Annotated in this window: 11 protein-coding genes and 4 pseudogenes; 7 read left to right on the top strand and 8 right to left on the bottom strand. The window is 65.9% G+C overall.

The genetic code is table 11. The features are described 5' to 3' along the window. The first annotated feature begins 6 nt into the window (after nucleotides 1-6). Together NHF48_RS10655 and NHF48_RS10660 are read left to right on the top strand one after the other, a co-directional pair. Complete coding sequence (locus tag NHF48_RS10655; RefSeq protein WP_342454742.1) at nucleotides 7-744, top strand: NUDIX hydrolase; 738 nt, start codon at nucleotides 7-9, stop codon at nucleotides 742-744. Nucleotide 745: 1 nt separating this feature from the next. Continuing rightward, nucleotides 746-1,474 (top strand): extensin-like domain-containing protein, encoded by a 729-nt coding sequence (locus NHF48_RS10660; protein WP_253071090.1) that lies wholly within the window; start codon nucleotides 746-748, stop codon nucleotides 1,472-1,474. A 115-nt stretch (nucleotides 1,475-1,589) separates the two neighbouring features. Here NHF48_RS10660 and NHF48_RS10665 read toward each other — a convergent pair whose 3' ends face one another. The 5 genes and pseudogenes from NHF48_RS10665 to NHF48_RS10680 form a co-directional block, all read right to left on the bottom strand. After that, complete coding sequence (locus NHF48_RS10665) at nucleotides 1,590-2,144, bottom strand: hypothetical protein (RefSeq protein WP_253071091.1); 555 nt, start codon at nucleotides 2,142-2,144, stop codon at nucleotides 1,590-1,592. Nucleotides 2,145-2,379: 235 nt separating this feature from the next. Next, the gene (locus NHF48_RS10670; RefSeq protein WP_056051272.1) at nucleotides 2,380-2,679 is read right to left on the bottom strand and encodes a hypothetical protein; all 300 of its coding nucleotides are present in this window, start codon (nucleotides 2,677-2,679) and stop codon (nucleotides 2,380-2,382) included. An 81-nt stretch (nucleotides 2,680-2,760) separates the two neighbouring features. After that, complete coding sequence (locus NHF48_RS24990; protein ID WP_342454774.1) at nucleotides 2,761-2,943, bottom strand: hypothetical protein; 183 nt, start codon at nucleotides 2,941-2,943, stop codon at nucleotides 2,761-2,763. After that, nucleotides 2,870-3,106, bottom strand: coding sequence for a transglutaminase-like domain-containing protein (locus tag NHF48_RS24995; protein ID WP_342454627.1), 237 nt, complete (start codon nucleotides 3,104-3,106; stop codon nucleotides 2,870-2,872). The genes NHF48_RS24990 and NHF48_RS24995 overlap by 74 nt, the downstream gene beginning before the upstream one ends. Before the next feature lie 524 nt (nucleotides 3,107-3,630). Further along, nucleotides 3,631-4,381 (bottom strand): annotated as a pseudogene (locus tag NHF48_RS10680) (Bax inhibitor-1/YccA family protein). 234 nt (nucleotides 4,382-4,615) lie between these two features. Between NHF48_RS10680 and NHF48_RS25945 the strand changes: the two are divergent. Further along, nucleotides 4,616-4,864 (top strand): annotated as a pseudogene (locus NHF48_RS25945) (2'-5' RNA ligase family protein); the annotation flags it as partial. A 243-nt stretch (nucleotides 4,865-5,107) separates the two neighbouring features. Continuing rightward, nucleotides 5,108-5,644, top strand: a complete 537-nt coding sequence (locus NHF48_RS25950; protein ID WP_253071092.1) for a superoxide dismutase family protein — start codon at nucleotides 5,108-5,110, stop codon at nucleotides 5,642-5,644. Nucleotides 5,645-5,846: 202 nt separating this feature from the next. Here the strand turns inward: NHF48_RS25950 and NHF48_RS10695 are convergent. The 3 genes and pseudogenes from NHF48_RS10695 to NHF48_RS10705 form a co-directional block, all read right to left on the bottom strand. Further along, nucleotides 5,847-7,415: pseudogene (locus NHF48_RS10695) on the bottom strand (spinster family MFS transporter). A gap of 532 nt (nucleotides 7,416-7,947) precedes the next feature. Continuing rightward, nucleotides 7,948-8,331: a hypothetical protein gene (locus NHF48_RS10700; protein ID WP_253071093.1), complete on the bottom strand. Its 384-nt coding sequence runs from the start codon at nucleotides 8,329-8,331 to the stop codon at nucleotides 7,948-7,950. Next, complete coding sequence (locus NHF48_RS10705; protein WP_253071094.1) at nucleotides 8,331-9,539, bottom strand: TIGR04063 family PEP-CTERM/XrtA system glycosyltransferase; 1,209 nt, start codon at nucleotides 9,537-9,539, stop codon at nucleotides 8,331-8,333. The genes NHF48_RS10700 and NHF48_RS10705 overlap by 1 nt, the downstream gene beginning before the upstream one ends. Nucleotides 9,540-9,639: 100 nt before the next feature. On the opposite strand from NHF48_RS10705, the gene NHF48_RS10710 reads away from it, so the two are divergent. The 3 genes and pseudogenes from NHF48_RS10710 (at nucleotide 9,640) to NHF48_RS10720 (ending at nucleotide 12,245) form a co-directional block, all read left to right on the top strand. Then, nucleotides 9,640-9,795 carry a hypothetical protein gene (locus tag NHF48_RS10710; protein ID WP_168711666.1) on the top strand — a complete coding sequence of 52 codons (156 nt, stop codon included), beginning with the start codon at nucleotides 9,640-9,642 and terminating at the stop codon, nucleotides 9,793-9,795. After that, nucleotides 9,788-11,154: pseudogene (locus tag NHF48_RS10715) on the top strand (putative O-glycosylation ligase, exosortase A system-associated). Before NHF48_RS10710 ends, NHF48_RS10715 begins: the two are co-directional and overlap by 8 nt. After that, nucleotides 11,151-12,245 carry an acyltransferase family protein gene (locus NHF48_RS10720; RefSeq protein WP_253071095.1) on the top strand — a complete coding sequence of 365 codons (1,095 nt, stop codon included), beginning with the start codon at nucleotides 11,151-11,153 and terminating at the stop codon, nucleotides 12,243-12,245. The pseudogene NHF48_RS10715 and the gene NHF48_RS10720 overlap by 4 nt, the downstream one beginning before the upstream one ends. Nucleotides 12,246-12,283: the final 38 nt, after the last annotated feature.

A 12,283-nucleotide genomic window follows, 5' to 3' on the forward strand; every position in this document is an offset into this window, starting at 1 on the left:
CCCGCCATCCCCGCCGCGACGCTCGTCATCTTCCGCGACACGCCGGCCGGCCCCCCGGAACTGCTGATGGTCGAGCGTGCCAAGGCGATGGCGTTCGCGGGCGGCGCACTGGTATTCCCCGGCGGCCGCGTCGATCCCGGCGACCACGCGCTGGCGGCTTTGCTCGGCCGCCCCAACGACGAAACCGCCGCGCGTATCGCCGCGATCCGCGAGACGATCGAGGAGGCTGGGCTGCCGATCGGCCTGTCATCGATGCCCTCAATCCAGGCCTTTGAGCGGTTGCGCGCCGCCCTCCACACCGGCACCGCGTTCGGCGAAGCATTGGCGGACGCAGGCACATCCCTCGATCTCGATGCACTGGAATATTTCGCCCGCTGGCGACCAGCACACGCCCATGCGCGCATCTTCGACACGCGCTTCTATCTGGCGCGCTTGCCCGTCGACGCCCCCGCGGCGCGGGTCGACGAGACCGAAAACGTCAGTCTGTTCTGGGCCACCGCGGCGCACATTCTCGCCGAGACCGACGCCGGACGCGCGACGATCATCTTCCCGACCCGCCGCAATCTCGAACGTCTCGCGCAGTTCACGGATTTCAGTGCCGCGGTCGCTAACGCCCGCGCGCATCCCATCCGCACCGTCACGCCGTGGTCAGAGATGCGCGACGGCGTCGAGCATCTCTGCATCCCCGACGACCTCGGTTATCCGATAACGTCGGAGCCGATGTCGGACGCGGTGCGCGGCTGACATGCGCGCGGTGCGAAGGACGATCGGGTGGCTGGTGGCGCTGGTCGTCATCGCGACGCTCGCGCTGATGCTGTGGGCTAGCCTGCGGGGACGGCCGCAGGACGTACCTTGGGCGCCGCTTGATCTCGGCCAGCCGGTCGGCCTGTTCACGGGCCGCAAGCTCACCGCGCTGACTGAGGATTTCCCGCAATGCCGCGCGCTGCTCGACCGCGCCGGCGTCCGCTACACCGTCCTGCCGCCGCTCAAGGGCGAGGGGCAATGCGGCTATGCAGACGGCGTGCGTCTAACCGGCGGTGCTCGGAAAATCGCCTTCGCGCCTGAGGGGTTAGGCGTTGCCTGTCCCGTCGCAGCGGCGCTGGCGATGTGGGAATGGGACATCGTCCAGCCTGCCGCCGAACGTCACTTCGGCGCACGCGTCGCGACGATCGATCATTTCGGCAGCTATAGTTGCCGCCGCATCGCCGGCAGCCATTCGAACAACTGGAGCGAACACTCGACCGCCGACGCGGTCGACATCGCGGGATTCCGCCTGACCGACGGCACCCGCATCACCGTCGCGCGAGACTGGAAAGGCGACGATCCCAAAGCCGCATTCCTCCGCGACGTCCGCGACGGCGCCTGCCAGCTGTTCGCGACGACGCTGTCCCCCGACTACAACGCCGCGCATGCAGACCACCTACATCTCGACCAAGCGAACCGCGGCGCCAGCGGCTGGCGCGCGTGCAGGTAACGCCAAGCCCCTTTCCGTTCGCTCTGAGCGCAGTCGAAGGGCTTGTCCCACACCCAGGTGCTTCGACTTCGCTCAGCACGAACGGAAGGTAAAGCGGGCGCGTACATTGCCGACCTCAGCTCGCCAAGGTCGTCCCCGAATCCACCTTCTCGACCCAATACGGGAAGAAAGCGGGCTGCCGGTTCGACCAACCCGACGCGGTCGCAGCCGCCTCGCTGATCGACTGGAGCAGCTTCCGTCGCAGTTCGGGATGCAGATGCGGCAACGCCGCCGCCGCGCAGAACGCCGACGGCAGCCAAGGCCGGACCTCAGCCCCGATCAACCGCTCGTACAGGAACCGCAACGCCGAGAAACTCGTCAGCCGTCCCTGCCCCAGGTCGAACGCAACCAGCGTCATCAACGGCGCCAGGAACGGCTCGATCGCATCGAGACCACTATCGTCCGGCACCATCGCGCGCAGATCGGGAAGGTTGTTGTACAGCCGCGCCTGCGCCCGGATGCTTGCCGCCTCGACCACGTCGCGTGACCAGCGCTGCATCGCGTCCTCGCGGTCCAGGCCCACGTCGAGCGAACGCCGGATATACCGCTGCGTCGAACTCGGAAAAGCCGCGAATTCCTTCATCTCCGCGAGGGTCATCGACCCCTTTGCCGGTTTCATTCTGGAAGCCATGTCGTCACCCCGCTCTCGTCAAGGAACCGGCAGACTATGCGCTCGGATGGTTAACAACGACCCTATCGCGCGTCATCTTTCCGTAACACCAAGCGACCATGAAAGCTGTTGCGCTGCAACAAGGCTGCGACGAACCGAACGAAACTAAGCGATTTGATCGTCTTGCGAGGTGTTTGGGCAACAAAAAGCGCCGGTCGTTGCCGACCGACGCCTGTTCGTTGAGCAGATGCGAGGATTACGCCTGCTTTTCGCGCAACGCGCGCTCGGCATCCTCGTCATAGCCCGACGACTTCGCCGGCTCGGTACCAGACCCCGGCTGCGTCGCCGAAATCGGATCGCTGCCGTCCATCGACTCGTCGAGCCCGTTGTCGAGCCGTGCGTCGGCGCTATCGGGATTCTTCTGCAGGCGCTTGCCGATCGACTTGTCCTGGCCCGCCTCCTGACGCGGATCGCGGCCCGAGCTCTTGCCCTCCGCATCCTTGTCGTCGGGCGCTACGGACAGGCTATCCAACGCGCTCTTGTCTATGTCGGTCATTGCGACGTCCCTTTTTAATCTTGGCGATGACCAACGGTCGAAGTGCGCTTTGTTTCCCCGCGAAGGGCCCCGGGAAGCGGCTCAATCGAGCGGCGTCACCTTCACCGTCTGCTCCCACAGATATGCCTGCCCGAACACCGTCATGAACGCGATATCGGTCGCATCGCGCCCCACACAAACGCGCGCGATGTCACTGCACGTCGCCATCTTGGTCGCATCGATCAGCCGCCAGTCCCCCCGCCAGCCACAGCTCCGCGACCGCATGGAAATCAGGCGGATCGACGCCCGGCGCATAGGCCGACACGCACCGCGCCGGGATCCCGCCCGCTCGCGCGAGCGACACGAGCAGATGCGAATAATCCCGACACACCCCCGAGCGCGACGCGAACGTATCGAGCGCGGTCGTCTCCGCCGCTGCTCGATCCACAGCGGTAGTCGAGCGACTGGTACACCCACTCGGTCAGCGCCGCCGCCAGCGGACCGCCTTCCAGCCCGCCGAACTCACGCGCGACGAAGCCCTCGAACCGGTCCGACGGACAATAGCGGCTCGGCATCAGATACGGCGTCAGCTCGCCATCGAGCATCCGCGGCGGCGTCGCCGGATACAGCTCGAGCTGGACACGCTCGCGATTGACCGCGACGATAACCTTATACTCGGCCGTGAACCGCCCATGCCCGCGCGACCAGCACCGCTGGCCGATCCCGTCCTCGCCGCGCACTGCCCGGATCGGGCTGTCGGACCACAAGGTGAGAGACTCGGACTCGATCGTCTGATCGGCCATCGCCGCAGCCTCGATCTGGAGGAGCACATCGGCATCCCCCGTAATCCCGTAATCCAGACGCACGTCGATCGAGAGCCGCATTGCGCGTCCCATTCCTGTCCCGAGGCCAAAAGAAAAGGGCCCGGCGGTGTCCCGCCGAGCCCTGCGTTCGTCACACCCTTAGCGGGAGTTAGTTGCGGCTGCTACCAAACAGACGCAGCACGAACATGAACATGTTGATGAAATCGAGGTACAGGCTCAGCGCCGACATTATGACGACCTTGCCGACCATGTCCGTGCCAGCGACCTGCGCATACAGGCTCTTGGTACGCTGCGTGTCGTAGGCGGTGAGGCCCGCGAACAACAGCACGCCGACACCGCTGATGACCAGCTGCATGACTCCCGACTGCAGGAACATGTTGATCAGGCTCGCGACCAGCAGGCCGACGACACCGATGATCAGGAACGTCCCGAACGCCGACAGGTCGCGCTTGGTGGTGTAGCCGTACAGGCTGAGACCCGCGAAACCGGCTGCGGTGGCGAAGAACGCGCCCGCGATCGACGTGCCGCTATAGACCAGGAAGATGGTGGACATCGACAGGCCCATCAGGACGGCAAAGCCCCAGAAGAGCATCTGCATCGTGCCGGTCGACATCTTGTTCTGGCCGTAGCTCATGCCGAACACGATCGCGAGCGGCGAGAACATGATGACGTACTTCAGGATGCCGCCGCTCATGAACACCTGTGCGGCAGGCGACTCTGCGCCGCCCCATGCGAACAGCATCGCGACGATGCCCGTCAGCAGGACAGCCGAGCCCATGTAGTTATACACGGACAGCATGTACGACCGGAGACCAGCGTCATAGGCCTCGGTACGCTGGCCCGTGGCCGTCGTTCCGAACGGCGCGGCGCGGGGCCGGGGGGTCAGACCAATTAGCCATGGTGAAATCAGCTCCTTTGTCCGGCATGGTGCCGGTTACGGTGAATATCGTCTTTTACAGGACGCTTTTCAAGCAGAGTGGTTGCATCGGCATGGTGGTTCGCGGTTAACCTGTCGCAATCCATGATCCGCCTTTTCGTCGCCCTCCGCCCGCCGCCCGCTATCCGTCAGACCTTGCTCGACATAATGGAGGGGCGTGCCGTCCGCACGATGGCAGGACGGGGAGCAACTGCACGTGACGCTCCGCTTCATCGGCGCGGTCGAACGACCGGTCGCCGAGGACGTCGCCGTCGCTTTGAGCCAGATCGTCGCGCCGATCCCGAGCGTCGCGCTTACCGGAGTCGGCCGCTTCGAGAAGCGTGGGCGGACCGATACGCTATGGGCTGGCGTGACGCCGCACGAGGCGCTCGCCGCGCTCCACCGCAAGGTCGACCAGGCTTGCGTTCGTGCCGGCCTCCCACCCGAACATCGCGCGTATCTCCCGCACATCACGGTCGCGCGGCTGGCGCGGTCGGCGGGCGTCGGGTTCGCTATCGAGGACTGGCTTGCGACGCATGCCGCGCTGACAAGCGCGCCCCTTCCCGCTACCGCATCTCGTGCTGTACCAGAGCCATCTCGGCCGCGACGGCGCGACGTACGAACCGGTCGCACGCTGGACGCTCGATACCGGGGGGTGGAACCTGAGCCACGGCGAAGGGTTCGCCAAGAGACAACAGGGAGAGACACTATGCGGATTGCGACACTGGCACTGCTCGGCGCCGCGACGATCGGGCTGACCGCCTGCGAGAAGACCGGCATGGAGACCGGCGCACCTGTCTCCGGCGGCCAGCGTGCCACCGCGACGCTCCAGACCGCGACCGGCACCGAAGTCGGCCGCGCCACCGCCACCGAAGTCGCGGGCGGCCTCCGCTTCACGCTCGACGCCAAGGCGATGCCCCCCGGCACGCACGGTGCGCACATCCACATGGTCGGCCGCTGCGACGCCCCCGACTTCACGACCGCGGGCGGTCACTGGAACCCGACCAACATGAAGCACGGCAGCATGAACCCACAGGGCCCGCATGAAGGCGATCTGCCCAACCTCGTCATCGGCACCGACGGCCGCGGCACGATCGGCATCACGATCCCCGGCGCGACGATGGCGGGCCTGATGGACACGGACGGCTCGGCATTCGTGGTGCATGCGGGTCCGGACGATTTGATGACCGACCCGGCCGGTAATAGCGGTGGGCGGATCGCCTGCGGGGTGTTCCAGGCGGGGTGAGTGCGTGGCCCCTCCCGCGCGTCGGGAGGGGCGCCTTCGCGTGTATAATTTACGTTCGTGCTGGACCGAGTAGTCGTCGAAGACGGCATATCGAGGGCTCGTATCGAAGCACAGGTTCCGTGCACCAAACTGTCCTTCGATACGCCGTCTCGATACGCTGCTAACGCAGCTACTCGACGACTACTCGGGACGAACGGAAGAATTAAATGTCCTCTCCCGCGGCCCGCGCCCGAGCCTCTCGCGTAGCCTCGGCCCCCGGCGCAAGCCGGTACGCAGCAACCGCACACGCCAGTGTGATCGGCGTCACCACCAGCAACGACAACATCCCGATCGACAAGCTCCCGGTCAGCGTCGACACCCGCCCCGCCATGTACGGCCCCAGCGCCAACCCGATCAGCGTCGTCCCGATGAAGAACGTCGCCGTCGCCGTCCCGCGCATCCGCGGCAACACCATGTCCTGCGTGGTCGCCGCCGCCGCCCCGAGCGCACACGACGCGGTCAACTGCGCGAGGAAGATCCCCGTGTAGAACGCTGCCGGCGACGACGCGGTAAAGGCGAGGATCAGGAACGGCACCGGCACTACCGCGCCGAAGATCACCACCCACAACCGCCCCGCCGGATTACCCTGCCGCAACCGATCCGACACCACGCCGCCGATCGTCAGCCCCAGGAACCCAGCGGTCGCGCCAAGGCTGCCGATCATGAACCCCGCCGACGCCGGCGTCGCACCCAGTTCGCGCAACGCATGGGGCGCCGCCCAGAAACTCGCGGCATAGCTGAGGGAATGCGTTCAGCCCATACGCCACCACCGTGCAGAGGAACGCCGGCGTCCCGACGATCAGCGCGAAGGTCGGCGGATCCCGCCGCTTCAGCGCCGACGCCCATGAGAACACCGCGTACACGCCGATCCCAATCGCCACCCATTGCGGCCAGGGCTCGCCGACTGCGATCAATCCCGACACCGCCGCGGCCACCACCGCCAGCGCGACGAGGTTATACCCGAGCGCCCGAGCACCACCCATCGCCGCGCCGATCAACGTCAGCGGCGGCACGATCGTCACCAGCTCCGCACCGAACGCGCGGAACGGCGCCGGATGCTTCTCTGGCTCGGGCAGCCCCTCGACCATCCCGCGGATCGGCTCCTTCAGCGTCGCGATCCAGACCGCGAGCAACAGCCCCGGCACGCCGACCGCCATGAACGCCGCCTGCCAGCCGACCAGTCCGAGTGCCCCCCGCCGGGATAGGCCTTGTTCCAGCCCTGTACGATCAGCCCGCCGATGAACAACGAACAGCCGCCGCCCACGTACAATCCGGCCGAGTAGATCGACAAAGCCGTCGCGCGAAGCCGCTTGGGGAAATAATCGGAGATGATCGAATACGCCGACGGACTCGCGGTTGCCTCGCCGATCCCGACGCCGATCCGCGCGGCGGCAAGATGTCCGCCGGTCTTCGAAAAGCCCGATAGCGCGGTCATCACCGACCACAGCGACAACCCGATCGTCATCAGCCTGACGCGGTGCCAATTGTCCGCCAACCGCCCCAACGGAATACCGAAAAGCGAATAGAACACGCCGAACGCGGTGCCGTACAGGAACCCGAGATCCTGGTCCTTGAGCCCCAGGTCGCGCTTGATGTCCTCCGCCAAAATCGAGATGATCTGCCGGTCGACGAAGTTCAGGACGTAGACGAGGAACAGGATCGACAGCACGTACCAGGCGTAGCGGGTCGCGCCTTTCTCCGGCTCGCCCATAACGGTTTCGGCGTTTGCCATGATCCCTCCCGATGTTTTCGAGCTATGGGTATCAGAGACAAGAAGAGAGAAACAGTGCTTTCGGCAGGCTCGGGTACGCCAGAGCGAGCGGTGCACGCCTACCTCAGTGCGAACCGATCCGCCCGCGACGAAGCGCGCCCTGTTCCAGTCGCTGCAGCAGCGTTTCGATCGTCGGCGGCGTAGTCGGCTCGGCCTGGCCTGCGCACGCAAAGGCCGAGCGATCGGCGTCGGCGCGCTGACCTCCTCCACCGGTTCGGACGTTTCGACGACCGGCGGCTCAACCGGCTTCGGCACAGGCGCGGTCACGAACGTGTCCGGCTCGGCGGTCGACGCCGACTCGATCACCGGCGCGACCATCGTCGGCTGCGCCAGCGGCGCGACCGGCCGGGCCGGCTCCATCGGCACCGGCCGCATCGCCTTCGGATCATAGGCAGCCAGCGGCAGATCGAGATCGGCGGGAATAGCCCGCTCATCGCGCGCGGCCCCGTCGGCCGCGCCCGCAACGCCGACCTCCATCAAGGGCGTACCGAGATCAGCTGCCGACATCGGCTTGCGCGGCGGTGCGTCGGGATGTGCGTCGGCGCGGCGGATTATCGGCACGCCGTCCTCTCGCGGATGTGCTCCGGCGAACACCCCACCCGGCCCGAACAGCAGATACAGAGAGGGACCACAGGATCGCCGCGACCAACGCCCCCGCCCCCAGCGCGAGTATCGCGCGCGCAGTGGCGCCGAGTGGCGGTGCCGCCATCGGGATCAGCGCCGCGATCCCCGTGTCCGACACGAGCGCCTCCAGCGCATCGCCCGACGACAGCATCACGCCTGCCGCCGCGATAACGCCCCCGGCAATCGCACCGACGATCGGCACCAGACGATTCAGATTGACGCGCTGCAAAGTCCGAAGAGCAAACTCTGCCATTAATTTTCCCGCACCGCGGCCGCGATCAGCCGTTCATAGACTGGAGCATAACGGCGAATGTTTGACGACCAGTTACGCTCTTCCTGCACGAAAGCACGCCCCCGCGCACGCCGCTCGTCCCACCCCGAGCGATCAGCGAACATCCCCGCGAGCGCCTCTGCGATCGCGCCCGGATCGTCGGGCGGAAACAGCGTTCCGGTATCGCCATCGCGGATCAACTCGCGGTGCCCGCCGACGTCCGAGGCCGCGACCAGCCGACCCTGCGCCATCGCCTCCAGCGGCTTCAGCGGCGTGACCAGATCGGTCAGCCGCATCCGCTTGCGTGGGTAGGCGAGGATATCGACCAGCCCGTAATAGCGCTCGACCTCCTGATGCGGCACGCGCCCAACGAAGGCGATCGCATCCGCCACCGGCGATGCCCCCGCCTGCGCGCGCAAAGCCGCCTCCATCGGCCCGCCGCCGACCATCAGCAGCCGAGCTTTGGGCCGCAACGCCACTAGGGCAGGCATCGCCGCGATCAGATCGTCGAGCCCTTCGTAATCGTAGAAGCTGCCGATGAACCCGACGACATCCGCGCCATTAAGCCCCAGCTCAGCCCCAAGCGCATCGTCACGCGGCGGCGCGTTGCCGAACAGGTCGAGGTCGACGCCGTTGGGCGAGACCATGATCTTGTCACCCGAGATCCGCCGCGCGATCAGGTCATCGCGCAAGCCCTCGCAGATCACCGCGACGGCATCGGCACGCCGCACGGCCCACGTCTCCAGCGCCCGCGTCGCCCGATACCGCATCGAGGTGGCGGTTCCAGTCCCGTTGCCGACCGCCGCGTCCTCCCAGAACGCTCGGATCTCGTACACCAACGGCAGCTTGCGTTTCCGCGCGACAATGAGGGCAGCAAGCGCGTCGATCACCGGCGAATGCGCGTGGAGGATGTCGGGCTTGAAGGCATCCACCGCCGCCTCGATCCGCTTGGCAAACGCCGCGATCCCGACGACCTCGCCGACCGGCCCCGGCTTCAAGCCCGCATCCGTACGGTGGAAGGTCAGCCCGTCGACCGACTCCACCGAAGCAGGCGCGACACCGTGCCGCGGCCCCGTCACCGCAGCGACGGTCCAGCCGAGCGCCTCCTGCGCCTTGAGGATCGCCCGCGTGCGAAACGTGTAGCCACTTTGCAGCGGCAGGCCGTGATCGAGGATATGAAGGATACGCATCGTGCTATCCCCCTGCCACAGATCGCTTAACGGCGCGTCAACCGACTAGACGTACAGACAATTCCACGAAGCCCGCATATCCGGGAAGGAGGCCGTAACCATGATCGACAATCTCGCGCTCGGCCTCAGCCACGGGTTGATGATGCTCGCCGCGTTCCTGCTACTCAAGCGGCCCGACCTCGATCGCGAGCCGAGCCCGCACGACGCGCCTGAAAAGAAGCCCGCGCCGATAGAGAAACCCCGCCGCGATGCGTGATCTCGCGTTCATCGCCTTCCTGCTCGCGTTCTTCGGAATGGGGTTCAAGCGGCCATTCCTGCTCGTGCTCGTCTATGTCTATATCGACATCGTCTCGCCGCAGCGGCTGACCTACCTGCTGCTCAACTCGGTGCCGATATCGCTGATCGCGGTCGCGCTGGCGGTCGGCGGCTGGATCCTCGCCGACGACAAGCGCGATACGCGGGTCGGTGGGCGGCAGGTGCTCATCGTCGTCCTGCTGCTGTATTGCTGGGGTACGACGATCGCCGCGGACTTCCCGGTCGAGGCCAAGGAGAAATGGGACTGGGTGTGGAAGGCGCTCGCTTTCGCGGCCTTCCTCCCCTGACGCTGCGCACGCGCGTCCGGATCGAGGCGCTGCTGCTGTTCATGATCCTCGCCGCGTCGTCGATCATCGTCGTCGGCGGCATCAAGACCATCGCCAGCGGCGGTGGCGGCTATGGCCAGTTGAACCTGATGGTCGACAATAATTCAGGCTTGTACGAGGGTAGCACGATCAGCGCGGTGGCGATCGCGATCGTCCCGATCATCGTCTGGTTCATGCATCACGGCACGATCTTCAGGCCGGACTGGCGCGTGAAGGCCTATTGCCTGGCGCTCGTCTTCGCCTGCCTGCTGATCCCGGTCGGCACGTCGACGCGCACCGGGCTATTGTGCATCGGCCTGCTCGCGCTGCTGTCGATCCGCAACGTGAAACGCAAGGTCGCGTATCTGGCGATGCTGGGTGTGCTGGGGCTGGCGGCGATCCCGTTCCTGCCCTCGACCTTCACCAATCGCATGAACACCATCAAGACCTATGACGCGGACGAGTCCGCCTCGACGCGGCTCGCGGTGTGGAAATGGACGATCGAATACGCAAAGGCGAACCCGTTCGGCGGGGGCTTCAACGCGTATCTGGGCAACCACATCCGCTATGATCTGAAGACCACACCCGGCGCTGCCGAGGCACCCAAGGTCGAAGTCGACAAGGCGCGCGCGTATCACAGCGCCTATTTCGAGATGCTCGGCGAGCAGGGCTATCCAGGCTTGGCGATATGGCTCGCGATCAACCTGATCGGCATCGTCCGCATGGAGTTCATCCGTCGCCGCTACCGCGATCCGGACGGGGAATTCGCCTGGGCCGGCCCGCTCGCCGCCGCACTCCAGAGCGGACACATCGTCTACCTGCTCGGCGCGGGGTTCATCGCGATCGCGTTCCAGCCGTTCATCTACATGCTGATCGGCGCGCAGATCGGCCTCGATACCTATCTGGCGCGCAAGCGGAGCGAGCAATCGTTCCGGCCGATGCGCCGTGAGCCCCCTGCCTCCCAACCTGTAGCTACCGGCGTAACCTCCACGTGATCGACCGAGCGCCGGTCCACGAACTGCGCGCGCTCACCGGCGTTCGCGGAATCGCCGCGTGGTTCGTCGTCTTCTACCACATCCGCCTGTCTATCGCGGGACTACCTACCAGCCTGCGCGACGTTTTCGCCAAAGGGTATCTGGCGGTCGACTTCTTCTTCCTGCTGTCCGGCTTCGTGATCTGGCTGACCTGGTCCGACCGCATTCGTATCGGCGGCGCCCATGACGGTGGGACAAGCATTCCACGCTTCCTGCAAAAACGCATCGCCCGTATCTGGCCTTTGCATCTTGTCACGTTGGGCGGCGCCGTCGCACTGGCCCTGCTGCTCCGCGCGACCGGCCGCAGCGATCTGCAGTTCGTCTTCCCGGAATTGCCGCTCCACTTCCTGCTGCTCCAGAACTGGGGCTTCACGCATCATCTTGCCTGGAACGACCCGGCCTGGTCGATCAGCGCGGAACTGGGTGCGTACCTTCTGTTTCCGTTGCTGGTTATGGCGGTGGACTGGCGGCGTTTGCCGAGCTGGGCATTGCTGGCGATCGTCGGCGGCTTGCTGGTCGGCCTACACGTGGCGATGGACGCGCCGACGCTCGGCACCGACATCCCGCGCTACGGCCTTCTTCGCTGCCTGGTAGAGTTTACGACCGGCAGCATCGTCTGCGCGCTATGGTTGCGCTGGCGTGGCGTCTTGCGCGCCCCGGTATGGGCGACACTGTTGGCTGCGCTTTTCGCAGGAGGCTGGATCGCCGGCGCGCCGGAAACGTTGATCGTGCCGGCACTGTTCGCAGCGGTCCTGCTCTTGCTGGCACTGACCGCCGGTAGGCCTGGAAATCCGTTCGAACTCAGATGGACGCATTATCTCGGCGAGATCAGCTACGCGACCTATCTCAGCCACTTCATTCTTTGGAAGGCATTCAAACTCGCATTCGTCAGCGACGCGACCGCAGTCTCGCCAACCAGGATCGCGCTCTATCTCGTGATGGTACTGCTTACCTCTATAGCGCTCTATCATCTAATAGAACGCCCCGCCCAACACTGGCTCAACAGGCTCCCCTCCCGCTCGCGGGAGGGGGTGGGGGAGGGGCGTCCGTAACAGGTCGGTGCCCACTCCCCTCCCCTAACTCCTCCCGC

It is taken from the genome of Sphingomonas sp. H160509, from assembly GCF_024124765.2.
Lineage (GTDB): Bacteria > Pseudomonadota > Alphaproteobacteria > Sphingomonadales > Sphingomonadaceae > Sphingomonas.